This window comes from Shewanella sp. Isolate7 (assembly GCF_022398425.1).
Lineage (GTDB): Bacteria > Pseudomonadota > Gammaproteobacteria > Enterobacterales > Shewanellaceae > Shewanella.
The window spans coordinates 23,440-42,149 of record NZ_JAKEVJ010000010.1 but is presented as its reverse complement, the minus strand read 5'-3'; the positions used below and the strand labels follow the sequence as shown (position 1 = coordinate 42,149).

The window sequence follows — 18,710 nt, the reverse complement described above, 5'->3', positions numbered from 1 at the left end:
CCTGGCGCATTACCATCATCTTCTCTGCCTTGGTGACCCTGATTATCGGCACCCTGCTGTTTGGCATGTATCGTCAGCTGATCAACGAGCAGGAGCTGCAGACCAACCAACACCTGGCGGCGGAGAAGGTACGTTATCAGCAGATGGCGCTGACCCTGGACAGACGCAGCTTTGCCACCCAGATCCGCACCGCCGATCCCAAGACGGCCCTGGTGGTGTGGCGTAGCTCCTTGGATCTGGTGGGGGCGCTGAGCCTGATGCCAGATGACATGCCACTGCTGCCCGAGACGCGAGATTTTCCTATTCTCACCAGCGGTCCGGACAAGTTGCACATTCTTACCGGCGGCCTGGTGATCACCCGTTACGGCCCAGTGCTTATCGCCACCCGAACCGACCAGCTGGCGACCCTGATCGAGCGCTTCGTCAACGCGGCCATCACGGCGCTGATGCTGACCATAGTGCTCACCCTTGCTCTGGGTTATCTGTTTTCCAAGGCGATTCTGCGCCGACTGGTGCAGTATAACCGTTTGAGTCGTCGCATCGAGCGTGGCGAGTATTCCACTCGACTGCCAATCAGCTGGCGACAGGATGAGTTCGATATGCTGGCGGGCAACTTTAACCAGGTGCTAGATACCCTGGAGGCCAACCTGCATGCGGTGCGTGGTGCCACAGACAATATCGCCCACGATCTCAGGACGCCACTGTCTCACCTGAGAATCGGCTTGGAACAGCTACCGCAAAAGCCGGTCGAGGAGCTGGATGAGGCCAGCGCCATCCTGATAGAGGAGTTGGATCACTGCCTGGCGACCTTCGATGCCATGTTATCCCTCACCCGAATCGAGGAGGGGCAGCAAGATCTCGAACTACAACCCTTGAGTCTGAACGATTTGTGTCAGGATCTGTTTGAGATGGCCGAGGCGATGGCCGAATCCAACGGCCAGACATTGACCCTGTCGCTGGACGAAGACCATAGCGTGATGGGGGATAAGTACCTGCTGTTCCAGGCGTTGTTTAACCTGGTGGACAACGCGATTAAGTACTCCGGCGAGGGAGCCAAGATAGAGATAGCGCAGCAGGGGAACCGCATATTGATCCGCGATAATGGACCCGGAATCCCTGATGATGCCACCGAGAAGGTGTTCGATCGTCTGGTGCGCCTGGATCCCAGCCGTCACAACAAGGGCACGGGGCTCGGACTTTCGCTGGTCAAGGCGATTTTGCAACGTCATAATGCCCGCATCGAACTCTCCGATAACCAGCCTGGGCTGCAGGTGAGCATACGTTTTTCATAAGGGCGACAATCCATGTATCAGATCATTGCCGATGAGGCAGACTTCCTGGTGATCGACAAGGCACCCGGGGTGCACTTTCATAGCCAGGACGGCAGTGCAGGCGTGATGGCACAGCTAGAACGGGATCTCGACATCAAGCTCTACTCGGTACATCGCCTGGATACCATGACCTCTGGCCTGCTGCTGTTCGCCAAGTCGAGCGAGGCGGCGGCCGGGTTTACCCGTCTCTTCAGCGAGCACAAGGTGCAGAAGTACTATGTGGCGCTGGCTAAGGGCAAGCCTAAGAAGAAGCAGGGCAGCATAGTGGGCGACATGGCCAAGTCTCGTCGCAGCATGTATAAGCTGCTGCGCAGCAAGGAAAACCCGGCGATCACTCAGTTTTTCTCGCAATCCGTGGCCGAGGGACTGCGTCTCTATTTGCTCAAGCCGCTCAGTGGTAAGACACATCAGCTTAGGGTAGCGCTGGCCAGCCTGGGGGTGCCGATCCTCGGCGATAGCCTCTATGGTGGTGAGGAGGCCGATCGTGGCTACCTGCACGCCTTCGCCCTGGGGTTCGAATGGCAGGGGCAGGCGTATGCCTATCGGCACGCGCCTGAGCAGGGCGAGGCATTTGGCCTAAACGGGGTAAAAAACCAGTTGCAAACATGGGGTAAGCCTGAGAAGTTAGATTGGCCAAAACGAAATTGAGTCAATTAAGGAAGCCTGTCTATGGATACCAACAAACTGCTGCTCGTCATCATCGCTATTCTGCTGCCACGGGTTGCCGTCTTCTTGAAGAGTGGTGTCGGTAAGGATCTGCTGATCAATATCATTCTCTGCCTGCTGTTCTTCATTCCAGGCCTGTTACACGCCCTGTGGGTGGTGACCAAATCTTAAGTCTTGTTCGAGGCTAAATCTTGCTCGAGATTAAGTCTTGTTCGATATTAAGTAATGGAGCGCGGCATAGGCTGCGCTTTTTTATGGCAGATTGTTAACCCTGGCCTGAACTGTGAGTTCAAGCCACCTCCATTTTTCTCCGTATCCCGACTTGCCAGACTCGCTGGGTCTAATTCAAGCGAGTAAAGGAGAGAAGGTGAATAAGATCTGGAGTCCGGATACCTTGGCGGCCCCCGCGGCCAACTACCATCAATGTGCGCTAATCCCAGGGCCCTCGCGCTGGCTGAATATTGCCGGACAGCTGGGCATAGACAGGCAGGGCAAGCTTGCGCCCGACACAGAGGGGCAGATAGTGCAGGCGTGGGAGAACTTACGCGCCATGTTACGGGCCAACGAGATGGATTTGAAAGACTTGGTGTCGGTGCGTATCTACCTTGTCGACAGAGGTGATCTACCAGCCTACCAAGCCGCCAAGGCGCGTCTGGGGTTTGATGTGGGCGGATTGCCAACCACCTTGCTCTTCGTCCAGGGGCTGTTTGACCCACGCTGGCGGGTAGAGATCGAGGCGCAGGCGGCTAAGGCTTTCTAGGGGGATTAGGCCGTCGGCGCCCAATTTTAGCCGAACTGACTTGCATTAAATTTGTACTGTTAACTTTCTGATAACCCAATGGGGCGGCGTTTTAGGCTATAATCGCCGCCATGAACAGAAAGAAGAAAATCAATCAAACACTTAAGGCCAAGGCGAAGAAGGCGAATGCTAAACTTCATCGCACAGGTAAGCCTAAGTATATCGCCAAGGCCGAACGCGAACGACTCGCTGAGGCGGCCGAACCACCCGCTGAACTCGTCTCTTAGGTTAGAGACCTTCCTCAATTTATTTTCATTCGTCCCGTTGGGGCGCTTTATTGCCGACACCTTCCTATCTTGAATCTCCTGATGAGATACACATTGGAGTAGTGCCCGGCGTGAGCGACCTAAGAAAGGGCAATGCTTGGGCGGCTTGATGTAGCGCGTCCGATGACAAGGCAAGATAGGCCGATATGGCTATCGCCTAAATAAGGAGAACCATGAATACTGTTTATACCGTTGGAGAGCTGGAGTCGTTTCTGGTGGCGATTTTAGTGCTCTTTATTGGCCATTCGGTTAATCGTCACGTGGCAGCGTTTCGTAAATATAATATTCCCGAACCCATAGTGGGTGGTCTGTTGGTGGCGGCGGTGATCACCGTGCTGCATTCCTACAACATCTCGTTGGAGTTTTCCCTGTCGATGCAGAATACCCTGATGCTGATGTTCTTCAGTAGCGTGGGACTGGCGGCCAGTTATAAATTATTGATGAAGGGTGGCACCAAGGTGTTCCTGTTTCTGGCTATCGCCTCGCTCTACATCATAATTCAGAATGCCGTGGGGGTCAGTATGGCCACCGCCCTGGGGCTGGAACCGCTGATGGGACTGATCGCCGGTTCGATCACCCTGTCGGGTGGCCACGGCACAGGTGCGGCCTGGGCGCAGACCTTCTCCGAGCAGTATGGTATCAACACCCTGGAGCTGGCGATGGCGGCGGCAACCTTCGGCCTGGTGATGGGCGGTATCATAGGTGGTCCAGTGGCGCAGCGCCTGATCAACAAGAATGGTCTCGTCTCCGCTTACGGTGTCGGTGGCAATCACCACAAGGACCATCCGGATTTGGTGACCTATGACCAGCTCGAAGAAGACAGGGTGACGGCCAAGAGTATCCTTGAGGTGCTCTTTATTCTCTTGTTGTGTGTGGCCGGTGCCAAGTGGTTTGGCTCCCTGGTGGACTATCTGGATATCGGCTGGTTGAAGATGCCTGAGTTCGTCTATGCGCTCTTCTTCGGTGTGGTGATCACCAACATCACAGAGGTCTCGCGCGGCTTTAAGATCAACCGCGAGAGTGTCGACGTCTTGGGGACGGTTTCCCTGGCGCTCTTCCTAGCCATGGCGCTGATGAATCTTAAGTTGTGGGAGATCTTCGATCTGGCGGTGCCGCTGCTCATTATCTTGTTGGTGCAGACCGCCGTGCTGGCGCTGTTTGCCTATTGGGTCACCTTCAAGCTGATGGGCGCCAATTATGACGCCGCCGTCATGGCCGGTGGTCACTGTGGATTCGGCTTGGGTGCCACGCCGACGGCTGTGATGAACATGGGGGCCCTGGTGTCACGCACGGGGCCATCGCCACAGGCCTTCATGGTGGTGCCCATCGTCGGTGCCTTCTTCATCGACATAGTCAACGCCATCATATTGCAGGGCTATCTCAGCTTTATCGGCTAGCCTTACTCGCTAAGTATTAAAAAAGCACCCTAGGGTGCTTTTTTGCTATTGGCCCTCTGCCTGAGGATGATCCCTGCGATACAGGGTCCAATGTTCTATCTGCTCGCCACTGGGCAGGGTGCAGATTCCGCTCTCGAGGTCGAGTGTGCCGTCTAAGGATTCGCAGTAGACGGCGGCTGGGTTCGCCATAGACAGTGGCTTGGACTCTGTCGAGTCTTGCGCCTTGTCCACCTGGGTCTGACAAGCCGCTAAGCCTAGGGTGAAAAGCAGTGCCGCTATGGTGTGAGTTAACTTCATGTCATTTTCCTATTCTCTGATTAGCGATTAACCCTTTATAACGTTGCCGCGTCGAAAAAGGGTTAAGTGCGAAGATCAATGTAGGGCCGGAATAAAGTAGAGGCTGTTGGCATACACCTTCTGCGAGCCAAGCCAGATATTTCTAAACAAGAGGTTGTCCGCCAGGGCCACCAGGGCGCCCTTGCCGTGTCGTTCGACGAGAATGGCGGGGGTCTGGCTCAGGCTGCGCTGATACTCCTCGGCCAGGAAGCCGTCCAGCAGGGGCTCGTCGGCGTAGGTGGCGGCCGTGACGAAAGGCGGCTGGTTCTTGCTCAGGCCAAACGCCTTGTTCTTCAGCACAGGCAGGCGATTGCCACCCAGGCCGAAGGTGATGGGGTGGCTGGTGTCCAGATTCAGTGCCAGTACGGCGCCGCCGATCGCCTGGCGTGCATCCAGCTTGCCCTTATCGCCGAAGGCGAGGCCATCGGTGGCAAACAGCTGACTGAAATAACGTTTCTCTCTGATATCGCTCTTGAGTAGGTTGCCCTTGGATAGCCACTGCAGCGCGCCTTTCTGGGCGACGATGACGCCGCCTTCTATGGCGAATTGTCCCAGCTTGCGGGCGTATTTCTCTTCCAGGTTGGCATAGCTGCCGTCCATGAGGAACACATGGGTGTATGGCGTCAGATCTATGCTGGGCAGACGGCTGACATCCACCTGAGTCAGGGGGGCACCGATAAGGTTATCCATGAAATACCAGAGCTCACCCACTTCGGTCGACGAGGTGCCGTAGCCGGTCACCACTAGCGCCTTGATGGGGGCAATATCGTGAAAATCCGGGCTGCCGAGGTCTATGCCTGAGCTGGCCAGTCCGCTATCCACGCCCACTAGCTGCACCCTATGTTGCTTAGCCAGCGCCGCGAGCCTTTCGAGCAGGGCGTCCGGCGCTAAGGCGGCCTGTGCCATTGGGATCTGCAGGGTGCCTGCCGCCATGCTGAGGGGCTGGCCATCGACCATCAGGCTGAAGGGCTTGGCGGCAAATTTGACCCGAACCCCCTCGCCGAGCAGGGCCTGCAGCAGGGGAGCGGCATTCTGCTGTCGCCAATCGACCAATGCCGCGACATTGTTCTTACTCAGTTTGCCTAGCGATCTGGCTTGCGGCTCGGTCAGCAGATCGTCGACATTCAGATTGACGTTGCGGGCCATCTGCAGATTGTAGGAGAAGGCCAGGTTCCAGCTGGAGACGTCGTAGAAGGTGGCATCATCGAACTCGGTGCGCAGATCGAACATGGCCAGTAGCAGCGTCTTCTGCGGCTGATTGATGGGCACGAACAGGCTGTCGTCCTGGCCGTACTGATGTCTGCCCTGCTGCATCCTGTCCTTGAGATAGAAGAAGTCTATCCCGTGGCGGCGCAGCAGCTGGGCGAGGTCGTCGCGTCTGGCAGGATCGCCCGGTGCGCCGAGCAGGAAGCCGGCCTCACGGCCCGAGGGCGGGTGTTTGTCTTTACGCTGGTAGAAGCGGCGTTGGTATTGTTTCAGCTCATCGGCCAGTGCCAGGGCTCCCTTGAGGCTGGAGAGGGAGGTGGCTATCTGGTTGTCTATGGCCTGGCTGAAACGCAGCAGGCCATTCTTTGAATTCTGCTGCTGTCCGCGCACGCTGGCCTGTTCGAACAGTATGCCTACGGCGCCGTTAATGTCCGGGTAAGTCGAGCCTTTACCATAGTAGAAATCGTCAAACATCTGCTTGGTAAAATAGCGCTGTTTGCCCTCGTCTAATGCCTTGGCATGGTAGCTGGCGAGTTTTTGGGTGATCGCCTGATTCTCCTTGGGGGTCAGCGGATGGGTGCGTGTCGGTACCCCAGGCTGGAAGAAGAAGGTCTGATCGTGGCCCATCTCGTGGAAGTCGCCCAGGTAGTGAGGCTGCCACTTGTGGAACAGGGCGATGCGGCCCTGAGACTCGGGGTGGCGCAGGAACAGCCAGTCACGATTGAGATCGGCAAAATAGTGGTTACGTCTGCCGGCGGGCCAGTTTTGTCTGTGCTCGTTGTGATTCTCGTCGCTCACCTTTACCTTGCCGGTATAGTTGTTGGTCCAGGTAGAGAAACGATCCAGACCATCTGGATTCTGAGACGGGGTGATCAACACCACGGCCTTATCCAGTAATTCCTGCACCCAGGGTTCCTGGCTCTGGCTGAGGCGATAGCCGACCTCGAGCGCCGCATGGGCGCCGCTGGCTTCGTCACCATGGATCGAATAGGCCAGCCAGATGATCAGTGGGCCATCGGGGGCCTTACCCGCTTTTACTTGCTGACGTCCTTGGATGATCTGTGCCAACTTGGCCTGATTGGCGGCCGAGGTGATCACCGCCGTGAGCTGTTGTCTGGCTTCGTGGCTCTGTCCGGTGGATTCCAGGCTGACTCTGGGACTGTTTTGGGCGAGCTGCTTGAGATAAAAGTTGATCTGATCATGGCGCAGATGCCACTGGCCAAGTGGGTAACCGAGGAACTCGCTGGGTGACGCCAGGCTGCTGTTTGTCTGGTAGGCGGACGAGACTGAGATCACGCTTTGGGCATTTGTCGCAAAGCTCGCGAGCAGGGGAACGATAGAAAGCAGCAAAAGGCAGAGTCGCAGCATGGTAATGCTCTTTATTATTGTATATAAAGGCTAAATTAACAGTTAGACCAGTGAGTTTCCAGCTTACGGCCTGACTTTAGCCATACTGCCAAGGCAAAAATCTCACGACTATTAGACAAAGGGGCTACAAAGCTGGTGATAGTCGGAGTATCATAGTCTTAATTCTTACTAAAACACTCGGGTTTATCCTGACGGAGCATGTCTTAATGATCACCATTTCCGATGCAGCTCAGGCGCATTTTGTTAAGCTACTCGCTGACCAGCCTGAAGGAACTCATATTCGCGTTTTTGTTATCAGCCCAGGTACCCCTTCGGCTGAGTGTGGCGTGTCTTATTGTCCGCCGGATGCCGTAGAGGCAGACGACATCGAACTCGAATTTAATGGTTTTCATGCCATGGTGGATGAGAAGAGTGCACCTTTCCTCGAAGACGCTTCGATCGATTTCGTTACCGATCAACTTGGTTCGCAGCTGACCCTGAAGGCACCTAATGCCAAGATGCGTAAGGTCGATGCCGATGCGCCGCTGAAAGAGCGTATCGAGTATGTGATCCAGTCTGAAATCAACCCTCAGCTGGCCAGCCACGGCGGTAACATCATGCTGGTGGATATCGACGAAGCCGGTATCGCTATCCTGCAATTTGGCGGTGGCTGTAACGGTTGCTCCATGGTCGACGTGACCCTGAAAGATGGCATCGAGAAGCAGCTACTGGACATGTTCCCTGGCGAGCTGACCGGGGTACGTGATGTCACCGAACACCAACACGGTGAGCACTCTTATCAGTAAAGAGTAAGCAGGAACACAACGGGATGACTTAGGTCATCCCGTTTTCGTTAGGGTCTTGGTCAACCGATAGCGGTAATCCAAAGCCATGCTGAGGCTGCGGGTGAGCATAAACAGGCTCATGGCAGCCCACAGGGCATGGTTGCCATAGTCCTGCAGCAGCGCCCAGGAGGGGAAGAACACCCCGAAGGTGGCAAGTATCATGGTGTTGCGCATGGCCTTGCCCTGGGCAGCGCCGATATAGACGCCGTCAAACAGGTAGGAGCCGAAGGCGAGTAGCGGCAGGACAACGACCCAGGCAAGATAGGCCTGAGCCTCCTGGCGCACCTTAGGTATGTTGGTCAGAAGATGGATTATCTGCTCGCCCCACAGGGCAAAAAACAGCGTAAACAGCAGGGCAAAGATGGCCGACCATAGCCCGGCGAGGGTGACGCTTTGGGTCAGGCGCATGCCGTTGTGCTCACCCACGGCGCGGCCCACCTCTGCCTCAGCGTAATAAGCAATACCATCCAAGGCGTAGGAGATGAGCAGCAGTAGGTTGAGCAGCACGGCGTTGGCGGCCACCGTATTGTCACCCAGGTTGGCTCCCTGAAAGGTCATGAAGGCGAAGGCGAGTTGCAGGCAGAGGCTGCGCACAAAGATATCCAGGTTGAGGCGCACCAATCTCTGGTAGCAGTTGAACGATAGGCTGCGGCACAGTGGCATAAAGGCGAAGTCACCTTCCTGTTTGATGGTGCGAAGTACCATGCTGGCAGCCACGGCAAAACCTGTCATGTCGGCCAGTACAGAGGCCAAGGCCGCACCCTCGACACCCCAGCCTAGCCCCATCACAAACAGAAGGTCCAGCAGTATGTTGATGATGTTGGCGGCGATGAGCTGCCACATGGCGGCCTTAGGTTGCTGGCGGCCCAGTAGCCAACCTAGCAGTGCCAGGTTGACCAGGGCGAATGGGGTAGACCAGATGCGGATGTTAAAATAGGCCTGGCTGTAATACTGTACCTGCTCGCTGGCATCGGAGAGCGCCATGGCCGTGTCTATGATGGGTTGCTGCAGAAGCAGTACCAAGAGGGCGAGTAGCAGTGCCAGGCTGGTCGACTGAATCAGCAGTCGGTATTGGGTCTGCATCTCTTTGGCGCCGAAGGCTTGCGCTACTAGGCCCGTTGTCGACATGCGCAGAAAGCCCAGAATCCATAAAATCAGGGTGATCACCGTTGACCCAACGGCGACTCCCCCTAAATAATAGGCGTTACTCAGATGTCCCACGACGGCAGTATCGACCAGCCCCAGCAGGGGAACCGTAATGTTAGACAGAATCATGGGGACGGCGAGCGCGAACAGCTGGCTATTTTTCTGTTTATTTAACAATAAGTTTAGTGGCGACATAGACTCTCAGAGGTTACTCAATATGTTTAGAAGCGTGATAGCAGCGCTATTGGCCTGTCTCAGTTATTCGGCTCAGGCGGTGGTGATTCTACAATATCATCATGTATCCGAGGATACCCCTAAGGTGACCAGCGTGACACCCGCTCAGTTCAGAGAGCAGATGAGCTATCTGAGGGAGAACGGCTTCAAGGTCAAGGCCTTGGCCCAGGTGGTCGAGGCGATAAAGCAGGGACGGGACCTGCCCGACAAGACGGTGGCCATCACCTTCGACGATGGTTATCAGAATATTGCCGATACCGCCCATCCTATCTTGAAGGAGTTCGGCTATCCCTACACCATCTTTATCTCCATCGATCCCATAATGCGCAAGCATAAGAATGTGATGAACTGGGCGACCCTGAAACGCCTCAGCGATGACGGAGTGACGCTGGCCAATCACAGCTGGGGCCATGAGCATCTGATCCGACGCCTGCACGGTGAGAATGAGCAGGCCTGGTTGGCCCGGATTAAAGGCAATGTACTCGCCACCGAGGCAGAGATACAGGCAAAAACCGGCCAGAGTGTAAAGATGTTAGCCTATCCCTATGGCGAATATAATACGGCCATAGAGACCTTGATGGAAAGCTTAGGTTTCGTGGGTTTGGGGCAGCAGTCGGGCGCCGCTGGAGGTTACTCGTCGCTTACCGCCTTACCGCGTTTTCCTGTGGCGGGTGCCTATGCGGATCTTACCTCACTCAAGGCCAAGCTCTATAGCCTGAACATGCCAGTGCTGGCGATAACGCCGCGTAATACGCAGCTCGAGCAGGGGCAGTGGCGACCCGAGATGCAGGTGACCCTGGATATGACAGATATCCTTGCTAGGCAGGTGATGTGCTTCGTACAGGGGCAAGGTGCCATGAAGCCGACCTGGTCGAGTGAGGATACCTTTAGTATTCGCGCGCTGATGGATCTGCCGCCGGGTCGTTCACGTTATAACTGCACCGCGCCAAGCAAGGCGAGTGGTCGTTACTACTGGTTCTCCCAGGCCTGGGTTAGGCCGAAAAACGATGGTACCTGGATACAGGAGTAATGAGTGCTAGGAGATCTCCGCCGTCTTACTGCTGTTGAGTAGCTCCATCAGCCGGGTGGGGATCTTATCCAGATGTAATATCTCCTTGTGGGCATTGAGCTCAGCGGCTGCGCCCGGCATGCCCCAGACCACAGAGCTGGCTTCATCTTGTATTATAGTGTGACTGCCGGCGGTCTTGAGTCGTTCCAGCCCCAGGGCGCCATCTCTTCCCATGCCTGTCAGCAGTATGCCTATGGTGTCGGCGCCATAGCACTCGGCGATGCTGTTGAACAACACATCCACGGCGGGCTTATGGCGATTGACCGGATCTGAGTCCAGCAGCTTGGTATAGAGCCTGGTGCCACGCTTCTCCACCGCTAGGTGGGCATCCCCCGGCGCCAGATAGGCGGTACCGCTCTCTATCAGCTCTCCACCCTTGGCCTCGATCACCTTCATCGCCGAATGGGTATCCAGTCGCTTGGCGAAAGAGAGGCTAAAGGCGGCGGGAATATGCTGGGTAATGACGATGGGAGGAGTATTTGCCGGTAGCGGAGTGATCACCCGTTGGATCGCCTCGGTACCGCCGGTGGAGGCGCCGATGGCGATCAACTTGTTCCCTGTGTTTTCAAACTTATTACTTGTGGTTACCCGAGCAACAGGACGGTTGAGCGGCTTAACATGGCTGACGGCGGCGGTGCGCACCTTGTCGATCAGCTCATCGGTATAATCCAGCAGGGTGTTGGTGAGATCCGACTTAGGTTTAGAGATGAAGTCTACCGCTCCTAAGGCCAAGGCCTCCAGGGTGACCTCGGCGCCCTTGTGGGTCAGGGTTGAGACCATGACGACCGGCATGGGCCTGAGCTTCATTAGGTTGCGCAAGAAGGCGATGCCATCCATCTTGGGCATCTCGATATCTAGGGTCAGCACATCTGGGTTGAACTGCTTGATCAGGCTCCTGGCCTCGTAGGGATCTTCGGCTGAGGCGACCACCTTGATATCCGGTGCCTGTGAGAGCATATGGGTAAGCAGCTGCCTGACCAGAGGTGAGTCATCTATGATCAATGCTTTAATCATCTGGCGCCATCCTCTCGCGTCATCTGTCTCATGCTCTGGCACCGAGTCGTTGCCGCACCAGGGCGGCATGTTGAGGTTGATAGATGGTTTGACCGATCAGTTTGAAATCGCTAGAGATATTATGCAGCGTCTCCGAATGGCCGATAAACAGGTGGCCATCTTCGGCGAGCAGCTGTCGAAACTGGCGGATGATCTTCACCTTGGTCTGGATATCGAAGTAGATGAGCACATTGCGACAGAAGATGAGATCGAAGGGGCCGTGCATGGGCCACTCGCCCAGTAGGTTCAACTGTTTGAAGTGGATCAGTCGCTTGAGCGAGTCGCAAAGCCTGACCTCATCGGCATTAGGTCCTGGCTCGACATACTGGTTTAGCAACGCTTTGGGTAGGTTAGCCATGGCCTCCTGGCTGTAGATCCCGGCCTTGGCCCTGTCCAGCACGTTTGTGTCGAGATCCGTGGCGAGTATCTTCAGATCCCAGCTGGCCGGCGGAAAGTGTTTCGCCAGAGTCATGGCGATGCTGTAAGCCTCTTCGCCGCTAGAGCAGGCCGATGACCAGATGCGCAGGCGACGGTTTCGTCTCTGTTGCCACTGAGGCACCAGGTGCCGCTCGAGATAGTCGAAGTGGTGCGCTTCGCGAAAGAAGGAGGTGAGGTTAGTGGTCAGGGCGTTGATGAAGTTGATCAGCTCGCCGCCATCGTCCGCTAATCTTTGGCAATACTGATTGAAGTTATTCAACTTGAGCGCACGCAGGCGTCTGCTGAGGCGCGAGTAGACCATGTGCTGCTTCCTGTCTGGCAACACTATGCCCGATTCGCGATAGGCAAGCTGTCGAATAAATTCGAAGTCTTGCTGCGCCATCGGAAATTCCTTTTCGTTGCTCTGTTCCAATTGTTTCCCCTAGCCTGATCTCGGTTCCTGGCGATCGATTCGACTCAATGGGGGCGCCTTCCCTTGGCGCCCACAGACCTTATACCAATCGTAATCAATAACTGATCGCTTACTTACTGTGATTGGTATTAAAACTCATTCCACTCCTCGTTGCTGATATTCAAGGGGCCATGGCTGTCGCCGGATACCAGTGAGAGCGGCGCCGAGGTCATGCCCGAATGTACCGGGGTCTGGGACTGGAAGAAGCCGAGCTGGGCTTTCATGTTGCGTGCCTGCTCCGCCATGGCATCGCCGGCGGCCGACACCTGTTCGACCAGGGCGGCATTTTGCTGCGTCATCTCATCCATCTGGGAGATCGCCTTGTTGACCTCCTGGATGCCCGCCGATTGCTGATCTGAGGCTATGCTGATCTGGCTTATCATGTCGGCCACCTTAGTGACGGCTTGCACTATATCTTCCAGGGTCTCGCCAGACTGGTTAACCAGCTGGGTGCCGTCGGTTACCTTGGTCACGCTGTCGCGGATCAGCTCTTTGATCTCCTTGGCGGCGCCGGCGCTGCGTTGGGCCAGATTACGCACCTCGCCCGCCACCACGGCAAAGCCGCGACCCTGCTCGCCCGCTCTGGCGGCTTCGACGGCGGCATTGAGGGCCAGCAGATTGGTCTGGAAGGCGATCTCATCGATCACCCCTATGATGTCGGCGATGCGCTTGCTCGACTCGTTGATCGCCTCCATGGCGGTCACGGCCTGGTCGACCACCTTGCCACCATGGGCGGCCTTAGTGTTGGCCTCTTGGGCCAGTTGGTTGGCGACCGTCGCGTTTTGCGCACTCTGGGTGACCGTCGCCGTCATCTCCTCCATGCTGGAGGCGGTCTCTTCGAGGGAGGCGGCCTGCTCCTCGGTACGCTGACTCAAATCGGCGTTACCCTGGGCTATCTCCTCCGCCCCGGAGGTGACGGTATTGGCCGACTGGTTGATGCCGTCGAGCACCTCGGTCAGCTTGGAGGCGGTGGCATTGGCATCGGCCTGCAGCTTACCAAACTGGCCTTGATATTCGCCCTGGATCTGACGATTGAGATCCCCCTTAGCCAGGCCATCGAACATATTGACCACATCGCCGATCACCTGATCGGCGATGCCGACCAGACGGTTGAGACCGTTAGAGAGGTTGAGGAAGAAGCCCTCTTTATCCTGGGTGCCGACCCTCAGGGAGAGATCGCCCTTGCTGGCGGCGCTGATGATGGAGTCTATCTCATGCTCTATGGCTACCTCGGCGGTTCTGTCGGACCACTCTACAACCGTGCCTATGCTGGCGCCGTTAGGGTCGCGGATGGGATTGGCAACCACCTGGAAGGTGCGTCCGCCCACCTTGAGTTGGCTGGTATAGGTGTTGGTCAGCGTCTTGAGCAGGTTGCGCTGGTGGCTGGGATTCTTGTGGAAGTTGTCTATGTTGACGCCGATGAGGTTGCCGGCATCGAAGTTCGGCAGATCCTTGGCGATATCGTTCTGCGCCTGCTTGAACATCTGGCTGACGGCCTTGTTCATGTAGATGATATTCAGATCGGCGTCGGCCACCATGGTATTGGAGGATACGTTGTCCAGCGCCTGCTTGATGCGGGCGTTCTCGGCGGCCAGCTGACGTTCTGTAGTCTCCTTGGCCAGCTTCTCGGTCACATCCTGCCATTCGACCACTGTGCCCGTGCGCACACCGTTCTGAAACACTGGGGTGGCAATCAGGGTAAAGTCGAGTCCGGCGACCTGAATGCTGGTGTCATAGCTGCCGGTGAGCCTGTCGAGCATCTTACGTTGATGGGCCGGGTTCTGGTGGAAGAGATCGATATTGCTGCCGATCAGGCTATCTGTGTTGAACTTGGTCAGCGTCTGTTGCAGCGTCTGCTCATTGTCTTTAAGCATCTGGGTAACAGAGTCGTTGAGGTAGATGATGTTGTAATCGGCATCCGCCACCATGACGTTGGCACGGCAGACATCTAATGCCTGCTTGATGCGGCTGTTTTCCTGAGCCAGCTTGTTCTCTGCGTCGGCCTTGGCCAGTGCCTCCGTCTTATCCTGCCATTCGACCACGGTCGCGATGCGCTGATGTTCATCGTCAAACACGGGGGAGGCGATCAGCGAGAAGATGCGACTGCCCACTTTAATCTGCGCGGAGTGAGGTCGCTTCAAGCTGGCTATGATGTTTTGCTGATGGCTGGGTTGCTGGTGGAAGGTGTCCATGTTGGTGCCAATCAGCGTGTCGACGCTGAAGCTGGTAATGGCCTGCTGTATGTCTGACTCGGCCTGCTCCAGGGTGTGGCGTAGCGACTGGTTAAGGAAGTTAATATTGCCTTGCGGGTCGGCTAACATCACGTTGGCCTGACAGATCTCCAGCGCCCTCAGCTGCGCCTGGCTGGCTTGATTGGCATGCCATTGCTGGGTCAGGCTGTGGCTGATCTCCGGCCAATGAGGATAGTCGAAGGCGGAAAAGCTGGGGGGATTCTTGCCATTGATTGCCTGGCGGATCTCGTCGAAGGCTTGTCGCAGATTGTGTTGCAGCTGTCCCTGCTGTTGAACACCCAGGGCGATGACGGCGATGGCTATCACCTGAGCTATGCCAACCCAGAGCGAGGGCTGCTGGGTGAAGGCTAATAGGGCTGCGACGGCGGCGATAAGCAGTCCAATGATTGGCAGATTGTTTGCGTTGCCAGTCTTGCTGTTCATTGCATCCATTCTCTGTTCCTCTCTTGCCGGTTTAGGCGCTGACAGCCTGTGTCGATGCAGCGTCGATAGTATTGATGATGTTTGACAGTTGGGCGGCCTCGGGCAACACCTCGCTGCTTAGTAGGGTGTCGATATCCAAAAGGATGACCATCTTGTCCGCCAGGTTGGCGAGTCCCTTGATGAAGGTGAGATCTGTCTCTTCGCCAAAGTCGGGAGCATCGCGAAGATCCTTGTGATTGACGCTGAATACATCGGAGACGGCATCGACCACTATGCCGATCACCTTGTGTTCGTCGCCGACGCAGACCTTGATGACGATCACCACAGTCGTAGGGCCATAGTCCAGGCTGGCGATACCGAATCTCTGCCGCAGATCTATGATGGGCACTATGGTGCCGCGCAGGTTGATCACCCCTTTGACATGGCCCGGGGAGTTGGGAATGACGGTCGTGGGCTCCCAGCCTCGTATCTCCTGTACCGAGAGAATGTCGACGCCATACTCCTCATCGGCCATGATGAAAGTTAGATACTGGTCGCTGGCATCGTCTTTGGCGGTGAGTGTGATGCCTGCTTCATCTGCCTGTGTCATGGATGAATCTCCCTTTTCATTTGGTTCCCTATCATTTGGCTCCCTAGGCGGCGTGCTCTTGGGTGCTGTTGATGCCCGCGAGGCCGACTAATCCGGCAATATCTATGATCAAGGCAACCGTGCCGTCGCCGAGTATGGTGGCCCCCGAGATGCCGGGCACCTTGCTGTAGTTGTCTTCTAGGCTCTTGATCACCACTTGCTGCTGAGACAGAAGCTCGTCGACCAGGAGCCCGACCTTGTCGTTGTTGGCATCGACCACCATCACCAGGCCATCTTTAATCTGTTTGGCGTCGGCCTCATGATTGAAGGCCTCGTAGACCTTGAGCACTGGCAGATATTCGTCCCGTAGACGAACCACCTCATGCTCTTCACTCAGGCGATTGATGTGGGCCGTGGGTACCTCGAGTGACTCATGGATCGCGACTAGGGGAACGACATAGGTGTGTCTGCCTATGCGGACCAACTGGCCGTCGAGGATCGCCAGGGTGAGCGGCAGGCGTATGGTAAAGCGGCTGCCCTTATCCTGGGTGGATTTCAGCTCTATGGTGCCGTTGAGTTCGTGGATGTTTCTCAGCACCACATCCATGCCGACGCCTCGTCCCGAGAGGTCGGAGACTGTCTCTGCGGTAGAGAAGCCGGGTTTAAAGATAAGCTGGTGAATGGCCTCTTCGCTGAGCTCTTCATCGCTGCCTACCAGCCCCTTGGCCCGTGCCTTGTCGAGGATCTTTTGGGTATTCAGGCCGGCGCCGTCATCGATGATCTCTATGATGATGTTGCCGCCCTGATGGAAGGCATTCAGTGTGAGGGTGCCTGTCTCGGGCTTACCCTTGTGGCGACGCACCTCTGGAGTCTCGAGGCCGTGGTCGAGGGAGTTTCTCACCAGGTGCACCATAGGGTCGACAATCTTCTCCATTACCGTCTTGTCCAGCTCGGTATCTTCCCCTTTGAGGATCAGTTCCACCTGCTTGCCCAGTTGCTGACCTATGTCCCGCACCAGACGGGGGAAGCGGTTAAAGGCAAAGCTGATGGGCAGCATACGGATCTGCATGACGCTCTCCTGCAGATCCCGGGTGTGGCTGGCCAGCTGCTCCAGTCCCTGCTTCATGGTGATGAAGGATTCTGGTGTCATCTCCTCCTGCTGACCAATCTGGCCGAGCATGGCCTGGGTGATCACCAGCTCGCCCACCATGTTGATCAGCAGATCTATTTTCTCGATGCTGACACGAATCGAACCCGCATCTTGGTTCTTACTACTCACCACGCTGGGTTTTACCGGGCTGGCAGCCTTGTTTGGTGTATCGGTTTGGCTAACCGGTTCTGATGGGGCTTCAGCCTCGGCTGGCGGTGTTGCGCTCTCTTGCGTATGCGCCTGATAATCGATTTCACATTCATCCTCGACCCACTCGAAGGCTTCCTTGAGACGGGACAGGGGCTGGTCAGTGGTGAGGGTGAGCGACCAGGTGAGATAGCAGGCCTCGGGGTCATACTGAGTGAAGTCGGGGATCTCCTGGGGGACAAGCTCGACCCTAAGCTCGCCACACAGGTTGAGCTCGTTGAACATCAGCAGGGGATCGTTACCGTACCTGAGTATGTCCGTCCCCGCCTTGAAGGTGATCTGCCAGGTGGTTAGCTCTGGCGTCTCGGGGTCGTTTGGTGTTTGCTCTGGCGAGTTAGCCTGGTTCAGCTCGGCGGCAAATTTCTGCTCAAGTTCGCTGAGCATAGGGTCGTCGAAGGTCTGTTGGTGCATCACGGCATCGAGCATGTTGCGCAGCAGATCGACCGACAGCAGCAAGATGTCCTGATGATGACTGGTCATCTCGCGGCGACCGTCACGGATCTCGTCGAGTAATGTCTCCAGCAGGTGGGTGTAGTTAGCAACCTGGGTAAAGCCGAAGGTCGCGCTGCCGCCCTTGATGGAGTGCGCGGCGCGAAAGATGGTGTTGATCGCCTCAGGATCCGGCGCGGCGATATCTAATTTCAGCAGCTCTGATTCCATGCTTTCCAAGCCTTCGAGACTTTCTTCGAAGAAGACTTGGCTGAATTGACTCAGATCGATTTCCATATCTCACCATCCAATCAAATTAACGTAATACTTTGTTGACCGTGGCAAGCAACTGGTCGGGATTAAAGGGTTTGACTATCCAGCCGGTGGCACCGGCCGATCGTCCCTCCTGCTTCTTGTCGCTGCCCGACTCGGTGGTGAGCATCAGTAGAGGGGTAAACTTGTAGTTGGGTAGGGTGCGCAGGTTACGGATCAGGGTGATACCGTCCATCACTGGCATGTTGACGTCTGAGATCACTAAGTCATAGTCCTGGCTCTTGGCCTGGGTCAGCGCCTCGTCACCATTGCAGGCCTCGGTAACCTCGAATCCAGCCGTCTTAAGGGTAAAGCCCACCATCTGACGCATGGAGGCAGAATCATCCACTGCGAGTATTTTCTTCATTCTTGAATTGTCTCCTGAGTAAGCGCAAAGATCTGTGCCGCGTCGAGCCCCAACTCGGCCAAGGTATGCCCGACCTCTTCCGCGGGAGGTGTCCATTCGATGGCGTGGTGGTGCGTTTGGCAATAGTGATGCAAAAAGTAGAGCAGCTGGGCACCTGAGGTATCGACCCGGGTCAACTGGCTGGCGTCGATACTCAAGGTATCAGACGCGGTGAGCTGTTCGGCAATATCATGGTGGACCTGCTGGATGTTACGAATCGTCAGCTCAGACGCCAAGCGGATCGGACTCTGGGTCATCGGGGGGCTCCTCTACAATCCCTGTCATTAAGACTCCACTAGGATCAAAAGATAGACGGTAAATAAGAGGCTTGCCTGAAAAATAACAGTTTTTTAACTAAGTCGGCTCCCGTGTGGGAGCC

18 protein-coding genes are annotated in these 18,710 nt (G+C 56.1%); 8 read left to right on the top strand and 10 right to left on the bottom strand.

Translation table 11 applies throughout. The features are described from left to right. Nucleotides 1-32: 32 nt before the first annotated feature. From L1D47_RS03885 to gltS, 6 genes are all read left to right on the top strand, one after another. Nucleotides 33-1,292, top strand: a complete 1,260-nt coding sequence (locus L1D47_RS03885; protein WP_041509738.1) for a HAMP domain-containing sensor histidine kinase — start codon at nt 33-35, stop codon at nt 1,290-1,292. A 12-nt stretch (nt 1,293-1,304) separates the two neighbouring features. Beyond that, a complete protein-coding gene (locus L1D47_RS03880) occupies nt 1,305-1,979 on the top strand; it encodes a TIGR01621 family pseudouridine synthase (protein ID WP_239882643.1) in 675 nt (224 codons plus the stop codon). 21 nt (nt 1,980-2,000) lie between these two features. Further along, nucleotides 2,001-2,168, top strand: coding sequence for a YqaE/Pmp3 family membrane protein (locus L1D47_RS03875; protein ID WP_239882642.1), 168 nt, complete (start codon nt 2,001-2,003; stop codon nt 2,166-2,168). 196 nt (nt 2,169-2,364) lie between these two features. Then, nucleotides 2,365-2,757: a RidA family protein gene (locus tag L1D47_RS03870; RefSeq protein WP_239882641.1), complete on the top strand. Its 393-nt coding sequence runs from the start codon at nt 2,365-2,367 to the stop codon at nt 2,755-2,757. A gap of 110 nt (nt 2,758-2,867) precedes the next feature. Further along, a complete protein-coding gene (locus L1D47_RS03865; protein WP_239853918.1) occupies nt 2,868-3,023 on the top strand; it encodes a DUF2986 domain-containing protein in 156 nt (51 codons plus the stop codon). A gap of 212 nt (nt 3,024-3,235) precedes the next feature. Then, entirely contained in the window at nt 3,236-4,459 is a 1,224-nt protein-coding gene (gltS, locus tag L1D47_RS03860; RefSeq protein WP_239882640.1) for a sodium/glutamate symporter, read from the top strand. Nucleotides 4,460-4,504: 45 nt separating this feature from the next. Here gltS and L1D47_RS03855 read toward each other — a convergent pair whose 3' ends face one another. After that, entirely contained in the window at nt 4,505-4,756 is a 252-nt protein-coding gene (locus L1D47_RS03855) for a DUF333 domain-containing protein (RefSeq protein WP_239882639.1), read from the bottom strand. Nucleotides 4,757-4,831: 75 nt separating this feature from the next. Beyond that, complete coding sequence (locus tag L1D47_RS03850) at nt 4,832-7,369, bottom strand: M14 family zinc carboxypeptidase (RefSeq protein WP_239882638.1); 2,538 nt, start codon at nt 7,367-7,369, stop codon at nt 4,832-4,834. Between the two features lie 206 nt (nt 7,370-7,575). On the opposite strand from L1D47_RS03850, the gene nfuA reads away from it, so the two are divergent. Then, a complete protein-coding gene (nfuA, locus tag L1D47_RS03845) occupies nt 7,576-8,154 on the top strand; it encodes a Fe-S biogenesis protein NfuA (protein ID WP_011863915.1) in 579 nt (192 codons plus the stop codon). A 33-nt stretch (nt 8,155-8,187) separates the two neighbouring features. On the opposite strand, the gene L1D47_RS03840 is transcribed toward nfuA, so the two are convergent. Continuing rightward, entirely contained in the window at nt 8,188-9,534 is a 1,347-nt protein-coding gene (locus tag L1D47_RS03840) for an MATE family efflux transporter (RefSeq protein ID WP_239882637.1), read from the bottom strand. 22 nt (nt 9,535-9,556) lie between these two features. Here L1D47_RS03840 and L1D47_RS03835 point away from each other — a divergent pair, with 22 nt between their 5' ends. Next, nucleotides 9,557-10,603: a polysaccharide deacetylase family protein gene (locus L1D47_RS03835; protein WP_239882636.1), complete on the top strand. Its 1,047-nt coding sequence runs from the start codon at nt 9,557-9,559 to the stop codon at nt 10,601-10,603. A gap of 6 nt (nt 10,604-10,609) precedes the next feature. On the opposite strand, the gene L1D47_RS03830 is transcribed toward L1D47_RS03835, so the two are convergent. The 7 genes from L1D47_RS03830 to L1D47_RS03800 form a co-directional block, all read right to left on the bottom strand. Then, nucleotides 10,610-11,656 (bottom strand): chemotaxis response regulator protein-glutamate methylesterase, encoded by a 1,047-nt coding sequence (locus tag L1D47_RS03830; protein WP_239882635.1) that lies wholly within the window; start codon nt 11,654-11,656, stop codon nt 10,610-10,612. Between the two features lie 28 nt (nt 11,657-11,684). Next, nucleotides 11,685-12,515, bottom strand: a complete 831-nt coding sequence (locus L1D47_RS03825) for a protein-glutamate O-methyltransferase CheR (RefSeq protein ID WP_239882634.1) — start codon at nt 12,513-12,515, stop codon at nt 11,685-11,687. A 158-nt stretch (nt 12,516-12,673) separates the two neighbouring features. Next, entirely contained in the window at nt 12,674-15,268 is a 2,595-nt protein-coding gene (locus L1D47_RS03820; RefSeq protein ID WP_239882633.1) for a methyl-accepting chemotaxis protein, read from the bottom strand. Nucleotides 15,269-15,290: 22 nt separating this feature from the next. Beyond that, on the bottom strand, nt 15,291-15,848 hold the full coding sequence (locus tag L1D47_RS03815; RefSeq protein ID WP_041509692.1) for a chemotaxis protein CheW: 558 nt from the start codon (nt 15,846-15,848) through the stop codon (nt 15,291-15,293). A gap of 43 nt (nt 15,849-15,891) precedes the next feature. Next, nucleotides 15,892-17,910, bottom strand: a complete 2,019-nt coding sequence (locus tag L1D47_RS03810) for a chemotaxis protein CheA (protein ID WP_239882632.1) — start codon at nt 17,908-17,910, stop codon at nt 15,892-15,894. A gap of 19 nt (nt 17,911-17,929) precedes the next feature. Then, nucleotides 17,930-18,292: a response regulator gene (locus L1D47_RS03805; RefSeq protein ID WP_041509694.1), complete on the bottom strand. Its 363-nt coding sequence runs from the start codon at nt 18,290-18,292 to the stop codon at nt 17,930-17,932. After that, nucleotides 18,289-18,588, bottom strand: coding sequence for an STAS domain-containing protein (locus L1D47_RS03800; RefSeq protein ID WP_239882631.1), 300 nt, complete (start codon nt 18,586-18,588; stop codon nt 18,289-18,291). The genes L1D47_RS03805 and L1D47_RS03800 overlap by 4 nt, the downstream gene beginning before the upstream one ends. Nucleotides 18,589-18,710: the final 122 nt, after the last annotated feature.